Source organism: Streptomyces sp. NBC_00887 (assembly GCF_045207585.1).
This window is the reverse complement of record NZ_CP108788.1, coordinates 5,346,034-5,361,165: the sequence shown is the minus strand read 5'-3', so window position 1 is coordinate 5,361,165 and position 15,132 is coordinate 5,346,034. Positions and strand designations below refer to the sequence as shown.

Sequence of the window (15,132 nt, the reverse complement as noted above, 5' to 3'; positions counted from 1 at the left end):
GCAACCGCCTTGTGGTCCGGGCCCCTTCACCTGCCCCTCGACTCGGCCGACGGTCTCAGGCCAGGGAGAGGAACAGCTTCTCGAGGCGGGCGCGCATCCGCTCCCTGTCGGTGCCCGTCGGCCCGTCCTCGGGCAGGCACTGTTCGAGGCCTGTGGCGATGATCGCGAATCCGGCCCGGTCCAGGGCGCGGGACGCGGCCGCGAGCTGGGTGATCACGTCCTCGCAGTCCCGGCCCTCCTCGATCATCCTGATGATCCCGGCGATCTGGCCCTGGGCCGGCGCAGCCGGTTGAGGACCGACGTGAGCTCGTCGGCCGCCATGCCGAGTTCCATGCCTCATCCTCCGTCAGCCGGCGGGCTTCTCCCACACCGAGACGTGCCGGCCGCTCTCGCTCGTGAACGGTTCCCGCGCCCAGCCCTCCCACCGCTCACGCAGACGCAGCCCGGCGAGCTGCGCCATCAGGTCGAGCTCCGCGGGCCACACGTACCGGAACGGGATGGAGCGGTACGCGCCGCGGCCGCCCTCCACGCTGACGTAGTTCGAGCTCACCGCCTGTGTGGCGATGTCGTAGGAGTCGAACGCCCACCGCGTCGGGCTCACATGGAACGGTACGACGCTCTGCCCCGCGGGCAGTTTCCTCAGCTCGGGCACCATGACCTCGATGACGAAGGCGCCGCCGGGCGAGAGGTGCGCGGCGACGTTGCGGAAGCAGTCCACCTGGGCCCGCTGAGACGTCAGGTTCATGATCGTGTTGAAGACCAGGTAGGCGACGGAGAACGTCCCGTCCACCTTCGTCGTCGCGAAGTCGCCGATCGTCACGCCGATGGATTCCGCGTCACCGCCGGGCTTCTCCCGCATGCGCGCCACCATCGCCCGCGACATGTCGATCCCGTGGACCGGAACCCCGCGCTCCGACAACGGCAGGGCGATGCGCCCCGTCCCGATGCCGAGTTCGAGCGCCCGCCCGCCACTCGCGAGCCCCGCCAGGAAGTCGACCGCGGTGTTCACGGCATGTGGCTGGAACATGTCGTCCGTCGGGTCGTCGTAGGTCGCGGCGACCTGGTCGCCGAAGTAGCCGTCCTCGTCATCCATCGCGCGAACGTAACGCGGGGCATCGGCGGTGCCCACCGATTTACGCCCTGGTCGCTGTCTCCGTCCGAGCGGTCAGAGCGAACTGCTGCTCACGCGCCCGAGGAAAGCGGACCAGGCGGCGGGGGAGAGGGCGAGGGGCGGGACGGTGAGGTCCTTGGAGTCCCGGACGTGGACGGCGTGGGGGGAGGCGGCGACCTCGACGCACTCTCCCTGGTCCCCGCTGTAGCTGCTTTTGAACCACCTGAGATCGCTGCTCACAGGGCCTCCGCCATCTGCTCGATCAGTGCCACGGATTCCTCCGGGCTGAGTGCTTGCGCCCGGAGAATGCCGTACCGAGCGAACAGGTTGCTCAGCTCGGGCTGCTCGGTGACGAAGAAGCCGCCACTCTGTCCTTCAATGTAGGCGAGTTGGTCGCGTGCCGGACTCTCCAACAGGACCATGGGGCCGTTCAGTGCGGGGTGGGAGCGCCGGTCCGGCGGCATGACCTGAACCTCGACGTTTCGCAACTGCGAGACCTCAAGTACGCGGAACAGCTGCTCCTTCAGGACTTTCTCCCCACCGATGGGGCGAGTGAGGGCGATCTGTTCCAGTACGAAGCTGATGACGGGAGCAGGTCGGCGCTTGAGGAGGGCTTGCCTCGCCAGGCGAGTCTGCACGCGCGCTTCGATCTCGTCGTCCTCCAGCGGGGGGCAGTGGCAGCTGAACACGTTCTGGGCATACGCCGTTGTTTGGAGCAGCCCCGGAATGACGTGGTTCTCGTATCGGTGGAGTGCGACGGCTTTGGCTTCCCGCTCCGTGTACTCCTCGGTCCATGAAGGCAAATGGCTGAACCGCAGCTTCGACCCGGCCGCGATCAGTGCACCTTGTGCACCCAGTGCCTCATCCGCGAGCGGGACGAAATTCCCCTTGGGCGGCCTCGCTCCCCGTTCCACCATCGCCACCTGGGACTTGGAGAAACCAATCTTCGTCCCCAGTGCCTCCTGGGACAGCCCCAGCCGTTCGCGGAAGAAACGCAGCAACGCGCCGAACATCTCAGCGTTACCGCTTCCTTGTTCACCGGAGTGCACAGCTCCACCCCCCAAGTGCACAGAAGTGCACAGTCGTTCTGCGGTGCTGGTCACGGTACGTGCCGACGGTCAGGCTTTTCCCATGGAACAGAAAAGTTCACCGATCGGCCCGGTGCCTTCCTGGGTTCCCGCGCGGGGGCACGCGCTCCGGCTCACGGGCGTCCACTTCGACGCCGTACGCATCGCCGGGTTGCTGGGCGAGCAAGTGGCCTACGAGCTGATGCAGTTCACGGACTTCCGGGCGGGCCCGATCGTGCGGTCCGGGATCGGGGAGCGGCGCATGTACTTCCTGTTGCCGCCGCAAAGTGGAGCCGCGTACGGGTGGCCGGCCGGGGTGCGGTTGATGGGGCGGGGCGTGCGGTGCGACGCGTTCGTCGGGGTGCCCGCGCTGGACGGGCGGACGTGGCCGCTGGACTGGAGGTCCCTGCCCACCCGGGAGGCGCCGTTCGTGGATGCCGGGCTGCTGCACGAACTGGCGGGCCTTGCCCTGAAGGGTGGTTGATCGAAAATACGTGCCCGCGGCATATGCGTACGAGCCATTCGCGCCCTGCAGTAACGTGATCGTGTCATTACGCTCTGTGCGCACGCGTGCGCAGGGCGGCCCCCGGCGGTGCTGTGAACACCAGCCCGAGGGCCTTCACCTACGAGTGGAACGGTCACCGAGATGATCCGGCATGCTATCGCGCCCTCCCGGCGCTTCACGAAGGCTGCGCACGATGTCGTGCGCCATCCGCGTCTCACCAGCGACGCGAAGATCCTTCTCCTCTACGTGCAGGGCCTTCCCGACGAGCAGGCCGAGAAGCCGCTGAGCGAGCTCGCGCGGCAGCTCGGGATCACGGGTCGGGCGTACCAGAAATCCAAGGAACTGCTGGTCGTGCACGGCTTCCTGCACGAGAAGCGGGAGCAGGGTGTGCGCGGGCTCTGGAGCACGGCGCAGCTGCTGTCCAACGTTCCGCTCACCCCGGAGGAGGCGTCCGGGCTCTGCGCAGTAGGTGATCCCGACGAGGAGCCTCCGGCTGCGCAGCCTCCGATGGTCGGTGTGCCGGCGGATCGGACGGTCGGTCGCCAACTACCGGTAGATGAAGAACAAGAGAAGAACTATCCCCACCCACCCACCGAAGCGGAGCCGGAGCCGAAACCGGGGCCGGAGTCACCGGAAGTGGCGGAGGGGGAAAGCGTGTTGCTCTCGCTGCGGCACGTACGCCGGGAGCTGTACCTCGGCGTCAGGGAGGCCAGGGCTCTCGCAGGGCTGGCCGCGAAGTGGCTGCTGCGCGGGATCACCGCCGCGCAGCTGCGGCAGGTGCTGACCAGTGAACTGCCCCAGGGCGGAGTGCGGTCGGCGGTCGGTTTCCTGCGGTACCGGCTCGTGCACAAGATGCCGGAGGGGCGTCCCCAGGCCGAAGTGCGGGCGGCAGTACCGCCGGTCGCTGCTCTCGTCGCCTGTGCCGGGCCCGGTGATGAGCACGTCTTCCGGTCGGTGGAGGGCGAGACGCACTGCGGCGAGTGCCGGCGGGAACAGGCGCGGAAGGAGTGGGCGTCACGGAGGGTGTGGGCGGAATCGATCCCGGACCCGCAGCCCTGGCGTGAACGCTTCGCGGCTGCGCCCCCGAGTTCGAACGTATGATCAACGGCCCTGTTCTTAAGCTGATTTAGTCGGCAATGGCGCGGCGAAAGGCTCACCCGGCCGGTGGGGTGAGAAGAATGGCGGTGGCGCCATGGAGAGGTGACGAAGCCCTCTCCCGCGCTCGCGACCCCGCTCAGCCGCCGCCGCGACAGCCGGAGATGTGGCAGACGAAGGAGGACCCGTGATGGATGTCTCGATGGATCAGCTGACCGGTACGGTCGACAGAGCGCGTACACGGGCGCGTGGGCAGCTCCTCGACGCGGGGCGGGAGCTCTTCGGCGTCTACGGCTACGCGGAGACGTCGGAGCAGGCGCTGTGCGAGGTCGCCGGGGTGCCGGAGGAGGTGCTCTGGGAGGAGTACGGCTCCCGGGAGGGCGTGCTGATCGCCCTGCACAACCAGGTGACGACCAACGGGCTGCGGGCGGCGGAGAGTGCCCTGCTCTCGGAGGGCATGGACGACTGTCCGGTGGCGCAACGGTTCCGGATCCTCTTCGACGCGTACGTGACCGCGGTGACCCGGGACCTGCGTGAGGCGCGGGTGACGTTCGTCGAGGTGCTCGGGGTGAGCCCCGCGGTGGACGAGCACTGCAAGCGGTGGCGGGACCTGTGGGCCGACTTCCTGACCGGCGAGGCCGAGCGGGCGGCGGTGCGCGGCGAGGCGGAGGAGCGGGACCACCGGGTGGTGGTGATGGTGATGGTCGGCACGGTCCACGAACTGATGGCCCACCACAGCCGCCGCCCCCGCAGGGCCCGGCCGGAGGACGTGTCGGCGGAGCTGACGGAGCTGGGGCTGGCGATGCTGGGGATCCAGGGGGCGGGTGAGTAGTGCGTGCTGCTCAGAGGTCGCGGTAGACCTCGCGCCGATTGCCCACCGTCAGGACCCAGAGGATCAGCTGCCCGTTCTCGACGGTGTAAACGGCACGGTATTCGCCGATGCGCAGTCGCCACCGCCCCGGGTGACCTTGAAGGGCCTTGAGGTCGAAGGCGCTGGTGTCTCCGGCATCAAGGGCCTTCTGGAGGTCACTGAGGCGCATGAGGATGCGCAAGGCGTCCTGGCGAGTGATCTTGAGCAGATCCCGCTGCGCGTGAGGTGTGAAGCGCGTGACGTACCCCATGGGTCAGGGTGCCGAGCGGATGAGTGCGGCCATCTCCTCCAAGGAGAGTGAGCCTTCGGTGCCCTCGGCCTCGGCTTCGTCCGCGAGCCGGTTCAACCATGCGTCCTCGAGCCGATCCGCAGCCTCGCGCAGGCGGCGGTATTCGTCGATGTCGACCAGTACCGCTTCGCTCTTTCCGCGTCGCGTGATGATGGTCGGCGTGGCGTCGCGGCGAGCTCGGTCTATCACGTCCGCGAGGTGCCTACGGACTTCCGCCATGGACTCCGTAACCGGTTCGCTCATGTATTCAAAGTAACAGATGTACATCTGGTCCACGAGTCCGGACCTTTCGGCGCGGGGCGAGTCAGAACCTGATGCGCGCGGCGATCGGCAGGTGGTCGCTCCCCGTCGCGGGCAGTGACCGGAGCTCGGTGACCTCGGCGGACCGGGTCAGGATCTGGTCGATCCGCGCCAGGGGAAGCTTCGCGGGCCAGCTGAACGCGAAGTCCGTGTCCGGCCGCCTCATCCGCGAGGTGACCGGCTCCAGACCCCGGTCGTCCAGCGTGCTGTTGAGGTCTCCGAGGAGGATCACCCGGTCCAGCGGCTCGGCGGCGACGGCCCTGCCGAGGAGCACGGCACTCTCGTCCCGCCACCCGGAACCGAAGCCGCTCAGGCCCAGCCGGACCGAAGGCAGGTGGGCGACGTACACGGCGACCCTGCCCCGAGGCGTCGTGGCCGTCGCCCGCAGCCCCCGGTCCCAGCCGTCGCCGACGGTCTTCGGCTTGATGTCCACCCGGCGTACGTCGGACAGGGGGTACTTCGACCAGAGCCCGATCGTGCCCCGGGTCGTGTGGTGCGGGTAGTCCGCCTCCAGGACCGCATGGAATGCCGGAAGCGCGGACGGCGTCAGCTCCTCCAGGGCGATGAGGTCGGGCCGGGCCCCGAGCAGCGCGCGTGCGGTGCCGGAAGGGTCCTGGTTCACGTCGCTGACGTTGTGCTGGAGCGCCGTGATCGCGTCGTCCCCGGGGTCGTGACCGGAGAACAGCAGTCCGCCGAAGACCGCGCCCCACGCGACGGCCGGCAGCAGCAGCGCGGCCAGGGCGACGTACGAACGGCGCAGCAGGGCCAGGACGAGCAGGACGGGGACGGCCAGGCCCAGCCAGGGCAGGAACGTTTCGAGGAGGCTGCCCGCGTGGCCGGGCAGCTGGGGGACCACGGAGGGGAAGACCAGGAGGAGGGCGACCAGGACGGCGAGCAGCCCGAGGACCCGCCCCCGCTGCCGGCTCCATGGGGTCCTGCTGCTCACCGGCTTCGTCATCGCCTGCCCGGTTCCGTCGATAGCCCTGACGCTGTGGCCGCACGGCACGGCGTCGCACGGTACGACGTCATGATCACCGGCCGCGGTTCCGGCGGGCTCACGCCGAGGCCAGGGCTCCCGCGTACGGTCCGCCCACGCCCCAGGCCTGGTGCATCGCGTCCGCGAAGGCTCCGGCCAGCCTGTGCTCGCCGGTGGGTCCGGGGTGGGTGCCGTCGTACGTGTCCGTGTGGATGTCGTAGCCCTCCGGGTGCGAGGCCAGCAGGATCGGGGACGACGGGTTGTCCAGGTCGGCGACGGCCTTCCCGATGAGCAGGTTGAAGCGGTCGCACTCGGCGGCGAAGGTCGCGTCCGACTCCGCCCGTATGTTCGGTATCACGGGGAGCAGGACCATCTTGATGTTCGGGTTCGCCGCGCGGGCCGCGGCAATGAACTCCCGTACGTTCAGGGCCGTCTGGTCGCTGTCCGTGTAGAAGCCGAGGTCTATCAGGCCCAGGGAGACGAGCAGGACGTCGGCGCGGGTCGCCGTGACCGTGTCGCCGATGACCGGGGCCATGTGGAGCCAGCCCTCGCCCCAGCCGGCCAGGTGCCGCCGGGCGTCGGCGGGGAAGGCCGGATCGCCGTATGCGCAGGAGTGCGGGGCGTTCGCCGCGATGTCGTACAGCTCGGTGCGCGGACCGGTGATCGCGTAGCCGTCGGCGCCGAGGGTCGCTTCGAGGTGCTGCCACATGCGGTAGCGCCAGGTGAAGTCGCCGGCGCTGCCGATGGTCATCGAGTCACCGACGAAGAGAAAACGCATGGCGACATCATCGCGGATCACCGCTCCCGCCTGCGACGTGACAGTGGACACTTGTGCCATGAGATCGCTGCTGACTGTTTCCGCCGCCGCCACCCTCCTGTTCCTCACGGGTGCGGCGCCCGCTGTGGCGGACGACGGGGACGGGGCCGATCGGACCTTCACGATCGAGGACTCCCGGATCACCGAGTCCAGCGGCCTCGCCGCCAGCCGCGCCCACCCGGGCATCTACTGGACGCACAACGACAGCGAGGACGGCCCGTACGTCTACGCCGTCGACTCCCGGACCGGGAAGACCGTCGCGAGGATCACCATGCAGGGGGTGGGGGCACCCCGCGACGTGGAGGCGATCTCGCTCGGGCCGGACGGGAACCTGTACGTCGGTGACATCGGCGACAACCTCGACGGGTCGTGGGACCACGTCTGGATCTACCGCTTCCCCGAGCCGAAGCGGCTCGCGGACGCCACCGTGCGGGCCACCCAGTTCGACGTGAAGTACGCCGACGGGGCCCGCAACGCCGAGGCGCTGATGGTCCACCCGAAGACGGGCAGGGTCTACATCGCGTCGAAGAACGAGGACGGCGGCGGGCTCTACGAAGGGCCCGCGAAGCTGTCGACCGGCGGGGCCAACGTGTTCCGGCGGGTCGGCGAGGTGCCGTGGGTGACGGACGGGGCGTTCTCGCCGGACGGGCGGGAGCTGGTCCTGCGCTCGTACTTCAGCACCAGGGCGTACGCCTTCGAGGGGGGCAGGCTCGGTGACGACCACGCGGTGAGCGTGCCGCTCCAGGGACAGTCCGAGTCGGTGACGTACACGGCGGACGGCTCGGCGATGATGTTCGGCTCCGAGGGCGAGCAGAGCGAAGTGGTGCGGGTCGACGTCGAGGGCGGCGGGAGCGGTGGGGGCGGGAGCAAGGCGCCCTCCCGGGACGGCGGGGCGTCCTCCTCCGGTGCGGGAGGCGGCGGGACCGGTGACGGGACCGGGAAGGGCACCGTGACCGGGGGAGCCGTGGTGCTCGCGGTCATCGCGCTGGCCGTGTTCGGCTTCAGGCGGCGGCGCGGATAGAACGGGCGGGCGACGGGCCGTTCAGTACTCCGGCTGGAGCGGGCGGAGCTCGTAGTGCAGGGTCCGGTCCCTCTTCAGCCGGTGGGTGAGGGGGACGAACACACCGTGCAGCGCCGGGTACTTGCGGGAGAGGGTCCGGGCGGCGTGGGTGTTCTCCTTCGACCCCTGGGCCAGGAGGCGCGCCGAGGCGCTGATCGGCGGTCCCGTCGGCGCTCCCCGCACGGTGCACGGGGCGATCTCCACCACCGGGTGGTTGCGCATCCGGTCGACCTTCCACGCCGAGGAGAACGTACGGATGTAGGCGTGGTCGCCCTCGACGGCGATGCTGACGGGTGTACGGGCGAGCGATCCGTCCGGCCGGCGGCTGCTCAGCAGGACCGTGTACTGCTTCACGAAGGGCTCCAGCTCGTGGATCGTGTCCATACGTCCCATGGTCCACGGATCGGGCGCCGTGTCATCCGCGTGCGCGCTGCTCCACGAGGACTTCGAAGCCGTCGATGAGGCGGCCGAGGCCGAACGCGAAGTGGTCGAAGTCGGCCCCGAACGCGTCCTCGGACAGTGCGGCCATGTGCGGGTACTCGCCGCTGAGCATCGCGCGTTCCAGGTAGGGGCGCTGGCCCTCCCAGAAGGCGGCGTCGCTGAGGCCCGTCTGCCGGGCGGCCTCCGTGGCGTGGTTCTCCGTCCGGGCGAGGCCCTCGACGAAGCTGTTGACCGTGATGATCACCCCGATCAGCTCGGGGTCGCGCAGGCCCATCCCCCTGAGTCCGGTCAGGGCGAGCTCCAGGCCGCGCAGGGCGCTGGGGCCGAGGACCGTGCGGGCCTGGTTGATCTTGAGGAGCCAGGGGTGGGTGCGGAGGTTGGCCCGGTAGGTGTGGGCCATCGCCTGGACGGCCACCCGCCAGTCCGACGGCACCTGTGAGGCGTCCGCCGAGAGCGGTTCGCCCAGGACCCGGTCGAGCATGAGGTCGAGCAGTTCGGCCTTGCCGGGGACGTACCGGTAGAGCGACATCGTGCCGGTGCCGAGCTCCGTGGAGAGCCGGCGCATCGAGAGGGCCGCGAGGCCCTCCGCGTCGGCGACCTCGACGGCGGTGGCGACGATCCGGTCGAGCGTGAGGCCCGGCCTGGGGCCGCGGCTGGGGCGTTCGCCGGTGCCCCACAGGAGCTCGAGGCTGCGTCCGATGTCGCCGCTTCCGGTGGTCGTGCCGTCTGCCGCAGCCGTCGGTCCGCTCTTCGTCATGGGCTCAGGGTAATCCCCTGGACAGAAATTGAGTACGGTGTACTCTCATCTGGGTACGCCGTACTCAGTTCTGTGTGGTGAGGGGAGTGAGCCATGTCCGCGTCCGGATACGCCGTGCTGGCCGAAGGAGTCGTGAAGCGCTACGGGGCGAAGAAGGGGGTGGCGGAGAAACGGGCGCTCGACGGCTTCGACCTGGCCGTCCGCCCCGGCACCGTCCACGGCCTGCTCGGACCGAACGGGGCCGGCAAGACCACCGCCGTCAGGGTGCTCGCCACCCTCCTGCGGTGCGACGGGGGCCGGGCCGAGGTCGCGGGCCTGGACGTGGCGCGCGAGCCCCGGCTCGTACGGAGCAGGATCGGGCTCACCGGGCAGTACGCCGCCGTTGACGAGGTGCTCACGGGCCGGCAGAACCTGGAGATGTTCGGCCGCCTCTTCCACCTGGGCGGGACCGGGGCGCGGCAGCGGGCCGGTGAACTGCTGGAGCGGTTCGACCTCGTGGACGCCGCCGACCAGGGCGTCAAGGCCTACAGCGGCGGCATGCGGCGGCGACTCGATCTGGCCGCCTCGATGATCCTCGCGCCCACGGTGCTGTTCCTGGACGAGCCGACGACCGGGCTCGACCCGCGCAGCCGGGGCGAGGTGTGGGACGCGGTACGGGCGATGGTGGCCGGCGGTACGACGGTCCTGCTGACCACGCAGTACCTGGACGAGGCCGACAAGCTCGCCTCGCACATCACCGTCATCGACCGGGGCCGGTCCATCGCCGACGACACCCCGGACGGGCTGAAGAACCGGGTCGGCGGCGACCGGATCGAAGTCGTCGCCGCCGAGGCGGCCGACATCCCGGCCGTGGTGAAGGCCGTGGACCGGGTGGCAGGCGGCGGGCTGGTCGTGACCGACGAGGCGGACCGCCGGGTGCACGCCCAGGTCACGGACCGGGTGGCCGCACTGACCGAAGTGGCGCGGGCCCTCCAGGACGAGGGGATCGCGGTCGAGGACATCGGGCTGCGCAGACCCAGCCTGGACGACGTGTTCCTGCGCCTGACGGGGCACGGGGCAGAGGCGGACACCGGGGCCGGCAACGCCAACGGCACGAAGATGGAGGTCGCGGCATGACCGCGCTCGAACTGCCCGTCCGCACAGGCCCCGAGCGGAGCCGGGCCCTGTGGGCGCTCGTCGACACCTGGAACGTCACGAGGCGCAGCCTCACCCACTACCGGCGCCAGCCCGTCGCGATCATCTGGCAACTCGGCTTCCCCGTCGTGTCCGTCCTGCTGTACGGGTACGTCTTCGGCAGCGCGATGAAGGTGCCCGGCGGCGGCGACTACCGGGAGTTCCTGATGCCGGGCATGTTCGCCACGACCATGACCATGGGCTTCATGAACACCGCGATGGCCGTGGTGACCGACTCCGGCAAGGGCGTCATCGACCGTTTCCGGTCGATGCCGATGTCCCCGTCCGCCGTCTCCGCCGGACGCGGGGTCGCCGACCTCGTGGTGGCCTGCGCCGAACTGACGATCCTCGCCCTCACCGCACTGGCCATCGGCTGGCGCGCGGGCGGCAGCCCGCCGGCGGCCGTCGGCGCGTTCGGACTGCTCCTGCTGCTGCGCTTCAGCCTGATCTGGGTGGGCGTCTGGCTGGGCCTGCTCGTCCCGAACGCGGAGTCGGCGGGCGGGCTGTACGCCGTCGCCTTCCCCGTCACGATGATCTCCAGCGCCCTGGTCGCACCCTCGCTGATGCCCGGCTGGCTGGGCACGGTCGCCGCATGGAACCCGGTGTCCTCGACGGTGACCGCGTCCCGGGAACTGTTCGGCAACCCGGTGGCGAGCGGGGGCACATGGGTCGAGGAGCACGCGCTCCTGATGGCGACGGTGTGGCCCCTCGTGATCACGCTGGTGTTCCTGCCGCTGGCCGTACGCAGGTTCCAGCGGCTCAGCCGCTGACCGGCCGGCACGGGCCCGCGTAGGGTCGGGCCCCATGCCGGACAACGGGCCCGAAGCCTTCTCCACCAGCCGACTCGACGCGCTGCCGCTCGATGTCACGCACGCGGACGAGATGACCGCCGTCCTCGCCGGCCCCGCCCTGTACACGTACACGGGCGGTGCCCCGGAGGACACGGACACCCTGCGGGCCCGCTACGCCCGCCAGAGTGCCGGCTCCCCGGACCCCGCCGAGCTGTGGTGGAACTGGGTGCTCCGGGTGCGTGCCGACGGCTGCCTGGCCGGCTACGTACAGGCGACCGTGCGCGGTTCGCGGGCCGAGATCGCTTGGGTGGTCGGGGGCGCGTGGCAGGGCCGGGGGTACGCGAAGGAGGCGGCGGCCGGACTCGTCGAGCACCTGCGGGACGAGGGCGTCCGAACCGTTGTCGCGCACATCCACCCCGGCCACGCGGCATCGGCCGCGGTGGCCACCGCGGCGGGGCTCGCCCCGACCGACGTGTGGGAGGACGGCGAGGTGCGCTGGCACAGGGACCTCACCGGCGGCGGCGCCCCGCAGGCCGAACAGGCGGGGTGAGCGCTCCGGGTCGGTGCGTCCTGCCTGCTCCGGTGCCATGCTGGAGAGGAGGTACGGAGGTCACGATGGGCTTCTACACGGAGCAGGTCGTGCCGAGGATCGTCAACGTCGCCTGCGGGATGAAGACAGCAGCACCTCTGCGGCAACGGGTCTGCGAGGGCCTGAGCGGCACCGTCGTCGAGATCGGCTTCGGCTCGGGCCACAACGTTCCCTTCTACCCGGAGGCCGTCGCCGGTGTGGACGCGGTCGAGCCGTCATCGGTCGCGTGGGAACTCGCCGGCAAACGCATCAAGGCGTCGGGCGTCCCCGTGCGGCGCGCCGGTCTGGACGGTCAGTCGCTGCCGTTCGAGGACGGCAGTTTCGACGCCGCCCTGTCCACCTGGACGCTGTGCACCATCCCCGACGCCGCCGCCGCCCTGCGCGAGGTGCGGCGCGTCCTCGAACCCGGCGGGGAACTGCACTTCGTGGAGCACGGGCTGGCCCCGGAGGCGGACGACAACGTCCGCCGGTGGCAGCGACGCCTCGATCCGCTGGAGCAACGGATCTTCGGCGGTTGCCACCTCACCCGGCCGATCGTCGACCTGCTGACGACCGCCGGATTCAAGGTGATGGAACTCGACGTCTTCTACGAGAAGGGCGCCCCGAAGGTGATGGGTGCCGATTCGCTGGGCGTCGCACTGTCACCCTGACGCCGGTCACCCCGCGGAGTAGGGTGTCCGGCCATGACCGAACCCGCCTTCCTGACGACCACCCGCGCGTCGTACGACGCCTTCGCCGACGAATACGCCGCACACTTCCAGGACGAGCTCGCCGCCAAGCCCATCGACCGAGCCGTACTGGCGGGCTTCGCTGAACTCGTCACTGCCGAGGGCGGTGGGCCCGTGGCCGACGTGGGCTGCGGAACCGGACGGGTGACGGAGCATCTGCACGCTCTGGGTGTCGATGTGTTCGGCATCGACCTGTCTCCGGGGATGCTCGCGGAGGCACGGCGGCACTACCCGGATCTGCGGTTCGAGGAAGGGTCGATGCTCGATCTGGACCTGCCGGACGGCGGGCTGGGCGGGCTGCTGGCCTGGTACTCCACGATCCACGTACCGGACGAGCAACTGCCGCAGGTCTTCGCCGAGTTCTACCGGGTCCTCGCCCCCGGCGGTCACCTCCTGCTCGGGTTCCAGGCAGGCGAGGAGGTGGTGCGCCGGACGGATGCGTGGGGGCGCGACATCGAACTCGACTTCATCCGTCGCCGACCGGAGCAGATGGCGGAGCTGTTGGTCACGGCCGGCCTGACGATGAAGGCCCGGACGGTGCGGGAGATCGACGAGGAGAGTGCCTTCCCCGAGCCGACTCCCCAGGCCTTCCTGCTGGCCCGCAAGCCCAGGTAGCGACAGGTGTTACGCGCGGGGCCGGCCGGCCGCCACCAGCTCCGCCACGTCGAGCGTCACCTTGGCGCCGATGGAGTCGGGGAGCACGGCCACCCGGCCAGGTGCGTACACCTCGTGGCTGTTGTACTCGCCACCGACCGGCTCGGTCAGGACGTGCACCCGGCTGTGCTTGCGGTCGACGATCACATAGACCGGGATATTGGCCTCGGCATACGCGGCGACCTTGTTGCGCAGGTCGTTCTTGTAGTTGCTGGAGGTCACCTCCAGCACGAGGCGGAACACCGCCGGGTCGTAGCAGTTGTTCTCGATCACGTGCTCGTCGTAATCGGCATCGACGACGGCCAGGTCGGGAATGGCGTAGTCCTCGGGCCCGCCGGGCAGCCACAGGCCGATCGCCTGGAGGACCCGGGCCTCGTCGCCGTGGAGACCTGCGGCCAGGAAGGGGATCATGAGTGTGGTCAGCGCATTGGCGTGCGGGCCGTCCGGGGGTGGGGCCACGGTGATGACGCCTCCGATGATCTCGACGCGATAACCCGGAAGGTGCCCCATGAGGTGGTTCGCCGTCACGAGCATGGGTTCCGGCTCATCGTCACAGGGGTGCTCGACTGCTGCTGCAGACATTGCGGGCCTCCTGGAATGGCTGGTGTCGAGACCATCATCGTAGGGCGGTGCGCCCCGGTTCGTCCCGCAGGCGGTGCGTCACCCGGTCGAGTGAAGCAGAAACGGCCCTGCACTCATCACGTGTGCAGGCCGTTTCCGTACGCGTAACCGCTACAGCTTCTCGATCACGTAGTCGATGCAGGCCGTCAGTGCCTGGACGTCCGCCGGGTCGATCGCCGGGAACATCGCCACGCGCAGCTGGTTGCGGCCCAGCTTGCGGTACGGCTCCGTGTCGACGATCCCGTTGGCGCGCAGCACCTTGGCGACCGCCGCCGCGTCGATCTCGTCGTCGAAGTCGATCGTGCCGATGACCTGCGAGCGCTTCGCGGGGTCGGTGACGAACGGGGCCGCGTACTTGGACTCCTCGGCCCAGCCGTACAGGTTCTGTGAGGAGGCGGCCGTGCGGCCGGTGGTGAAGTCCAGGCCGCCCTGGGTGTTCATCCACTTCAGCTGCTCGTTCAGCAGGAAGAGGGTGGCGAGCGCCGGGGTGTTGTACGTCTGGTTCTTCAGGGAGTTGTCGATCGCCGTGGGCAGCGAGAAGAACTCCGGGATGTGCCGGCCGGAGGCGTGGATCCGGGCGGCGCGCTCCAGAGCGGCCGGGGAGAACACACCGATCCACAGACCGCCGTCGGAGGCGAAGGACTTCTGCGGGGCGAAGTAGTAGACGTCCGTCTCGGTGATGTCGACCGGCAGGCCGCCCGCACCGGAGGTGGCGTCCACCAGGACGAGTGAACCCTCGTCGGCGCCCGCGACCCGCTTGACCGGCGCGGCGACACCGGTGGAGGTCTCGTTGTGGGTGAAGGCGTAGACGTCGACGCCCGCCTCGGCCTTCGGGTCCGGGTGCGTGCCCGGGTCGGAGGCGATGACGGTGGGGTCGGCCAGCCACGGGGCGAGCTTGGCCGCCTTCGCGAACTTCGACGAGAACTCGCCGAAGTTCAGGTGCTGGGACTTGTTCTCGATGAGCCCGTGCGTCGCCACGTCCCAGAAGGCGGTGGAGCCGCCGTTGCCCAGGATGACCTCGTACCCCTCGGGGAGGGAGAAGAGGCTGCGTACGCCGTCACGTACCTCGCCGACCAGGTTCTTGACCGGGGCCTGGCGATGGGACGTACCGAGCAGAGAGGTGCCGGTGGCGGCAAGCGCGTCGACCGCCTCCGTCCGCACCTTGGAGGGTCCGGCGCCGAAACGTCCGTCGGCGGGCTTGATGTCAGCGGGAATCTGGATATCGGCCACGGTCCGGAGCGTAGTCCCTCGGGGACACGGCCAGGGACCGTGTCCGTCGGATGAGAC

General features: G+C 69.9%; 20 protein-coding genes and 1 pseudogene. 9 read left to right on the top strand and 12 right to left on the bottom strand.

Annotated elements, in window-relative coordinates; translation table 11 throughout:
* Positions 1-55 precede the first annotated feature (55 nt).
* The 4 genes and pseudogenes from OG844_RS24455 to OG844_RS24440 form a co-directional block, all read right to left on the bottom strand.
* Positions 56-333 (bottom strand): annotated as a pseudogene (locus tag OG844_RS24455) (metal-sensitive transcriptional regulator).
* Positions 334-346: 13 nt separating this feature from the next.
* Positions 347-1,093 carry a class I SAM-dependent DNA methyltransferase gene (locus OG844_RS24450; RefSeq protein WP_406393071.1) on the bottom strand — a complete coding sequence of 249 codons (747 nt, stop codon included), beginning with the start codon at positions 1,091-1,093 and terminating at the stop codon, positions 347-349.
* A 72-nt stretch (positions 1,094-1,165) separates the two neighbouring features.
* Positions 1,166-1,351 (bottom strand): DUF397 domain-containing protein, encoded by a 186-nt coding sequence (locus OG844_RS24445; protein WP_406393070.1) that lies wholly within the window; start codon positions 1,349-1,351, stop codon positions 1,166-1,168.
* A complete protein-coding gene (locus OG844_RS24440; RefSeq protein WP_406393069.1) occupies positions 1,348-2,124 on the bottom strand; it encodes a helix-turn-helix domain-containing protein in 777 nt (258 codons plus the stop codon). Before OG844_RS24440 ends, OG844_RS24445 begins: the two co-directional genes overlap by 4 nt.
* 118 nt (positions 2,125-2,242) lie before the next feature.
* Here OG844_RS24440 and OG844_RS24435 point away from each other — a divergent pair, with 118 nt between their 5' ends.
* The 3 genes from OG844_RS24435 to OG844_RS24425 all read left to right on the top strand — a co-directional run bounded on the left by OG844_RS24435 (position 2,243) and on the right by OG844_RS24425 (position 4,610).
* A complete protein-coding gene (locus tag OG844_RS24435) occupies positions 2,243-2,662 on the top strand; it encodes a hypothetical protein (protein WP_406393068.1) in 420 nt (139 codons plus the stop codon).
* Between the two features lie 162 nt (positions 2,663-2,824).
* Positions 2,825-3,784: a hypothetical protein gene (locus OG844_RS24430; RefSeq protein WP_406393067.1), complete on the top strand. Its 960-nt coding sequence runs from the start codon at positions 2,825-2,827 to the stop codon at positions 3,782-3,784.
* 184 nt (positions 3,785-3,968) lie between these two features.
* Positions 3,969-4,610 carry a TetR/AcrR family transcriptional regulator gene (locus OG844_RS24425; RefSeq protein ID WP_406393065.1) on the top strand — a complete coding sequence of 214 codons (642 nt, stop codon included), beginning with the start codon at positions 3,969-3,971 and terminating at the stop codon, positions 4,608-4,610.
* A 10-nt stretch (positions 4,611-4,620) separates the two neighbouring features.
* On the opposite strand, the gene OG844_RS24420 is transcribed toward OG844_RS24425, so the two are convergent.
* The 4 genes from OG844_RS24420 to OG844_RS24405 all read right to left on the bottom strand — a co-directional run bounded on the left by OG844_RS24420 (position 4,621) and on the right by OG844_RS24405 (position 7,052).
* On the bottom strand, positions 4,621-4,899 hold the full coding sequence (locus tag OG844_RS24420; RefSeq protein WP_406393064.1) for a type II toxin-antitoxin system RelE/ParE family toxin: 279 nt from the start codon (positions 4,897-4,899) through the stop codon (positions 4,621-4,623).
* Between the two features lie 3 nt (positions 4,900-4,902).
* The gene (locus OG844_RS24415; protein WP_406396235.1) at positions 4,903-5,205 is read right to left on the bottom strand and encodes a type II toxin-antitoxin system Phd/YefM family antitoxin; all 303 of its coding nucleotides are present in this window, start codon (positions 5,203-5,205) and stop codon (positions 4,903-4,905) included.
* Positions 5,206-5,242: 37 nt separating this feature from the next.
* Positions 5,243-6,196: an endonuclease/exonuclease/phosphatase family protein gene (locus OG844_RS24410; RefSeq protein ID WP_406393063.1), complete on the bottom strand. Its 954-nt coding sequence runs from the start codon at positions 6,194-6,196 to the stop codon at positions 5,243-5,245.
* A gap of 97 nt (positions 6,197-6,293) precedes the next feature.
* Positions 6,294-7,052, bottom strand: a complete 759-nt coding sequence (locus tag OG844_RS24405) for a GDSL-type esterase/lipase family protein (protein WP_406393062.1) — start codon at positions 7,050-7,052, stop codon at positions 6,294-6,296.
* Between OG844_RS24405 and OG844_RS24400 the strand changes: the two genes are divergently transcribed.
* Positions 7,051-8,052: a WD40 repeat domain-containing protein gene (locus OG844_RS24400; protein ID WP_406393061.1), complete on the top strand. Its 1,002-nt coding sequence runs from the start codon at positions 7,051-7,053 to the stop codon at positions 8,050-8,052. The two genes, OG844_RS24405 and OG844_RS24400, sit on opposite strands and share 2 nt — an antisense overlap.
* 21 nt (positions 8,053-8,073) lie before the next feature.
* Here the strand turns inward: OG844_RS24400 and OG844_RS24395 are convergent, their stop codons facing one another.
* A complete protein-coding gene (locus tag OG844_RS24395) occupies positions 8,074-8,475 on the bottom strand; it encodes a PPOX class F420-dependent oxidoreductase (protein ID WP_406393059.1) in 402 nt (133 codons plus the stop codon).
* A gap of 31 nt (positions 8,476-8,506) precedes the next feature.
* Positions 8,507-9,289, bottom strand: coding sequence for a TetR/AcrR family transcriptional regulator (locus tag OG844_RS24390; RefSeq protein ID WP_406393058.1), 783 nt, complete (start codon positions 9,287-9,289; stop codon positions 8,507-8,509).
* 93 nt (positions 9,290-9,382) lie between these two features.
* Here OG844_RS24390 and OG844_RS24385 point away from each other — a divergent pair, with 93 nt between their 5' ends.
* The 5 genes from OG844_RS24385 to OG844_RS24365 all read left to right on the top strand — a co-directional run bounded on the left by OG844_RS24385 (position 9,383) and on the right by OG844_RS24365 (position 13,185).
* The gene (locus tag OG844_RS24385; protein WP_406393056.1) at positions 9,383-10,405 is read left to right on the top strand and encodes an ATP-binding cassette domain-containing protein; all 1,023 of its coding nucleotides are present in this window, start codon (positions 9,383-9,385) and stop codon (positions 10,403-10,405) included.
* Positions 10,402-11,232 (top strand): ABC transporter permease, encoded by an 831-nt coding sequence (locus tag OG844_RS24380; RefSeq protein ID WP_406393055.1) that lies wholly within the window; start codon positions 10,402-10,404, stop codon positions 11,230-11,232. Before OG844_RS24385 ends, OG844_RS24380 begins: the two co-directional genes overlap by 4 nt.
* A gap of 34 nt (positions 11,233-11,266) precedes the next feature.
* Entirely contained in the window at positions 11,267-11,803 is a 537-nt protein-coding gene (locus OG844_RS24375; protein ID WP_406393053.1) for a GNAT family N-acetyltransferase, read from the top strand.
* Positions 11,804-11,868: 65 nt separating this feature from the next.
* Positions 11,869-12,492, top strand: a complete 624-nt coding sequence (locus OG844_RS24370) for a class I SAM-dependent methyltransferase (RefSeq protein ID WP_406393052.1) — start codon at positions 11,869-11,871, stop codon at positions 12,490-12,492.
* A 33-nt stretch (positions 12,493-12,525) separates the two neighbouring features.
* Positions 12,526-13,185 carry a class I SAM-dependent DNA methyltransferase gene (locus tag OG844_RS24365; RefSeq protein WP_406393050.1) on the top strand — a complete coding sequence of 220 codons (660 nt, stop codon included), beginning with the start codon at positions 12,526-12,528 and terminating at the stop codon, positions 13,183-13,185.
* 9 nt (positions 13,186-13,194) lie between these two features.
* Here OG844_RS24365 and OG844_RS24360 read toward each other — a convergent pair whose 3' ends face one another.
* Positions 13,195-13,806, bottom strand: a complete 612-nt coding sequence (locus OG844_RS24360; protein WP_406393048.1) for a Uma2 family endonuclease — start codon at positions 13,804-13,806, stop codon at positions 13,195-13,197.
* Positions 13,807-13,956: 150 nt separating this feature from the next.
* On the bottom strand, positions 13,957-15,075 hold the full coding sequence (serC, locus tag OG844_RS24355) for a phosphoserine transaminase (protein ID WP_406393047.1): 1,119 nt from the start codon (positions 15,073-15,075) through the stop codon (positions 13,957-13,959).
* Positions 15,076-15,132 lie beyond the last annotated feature (57 nt).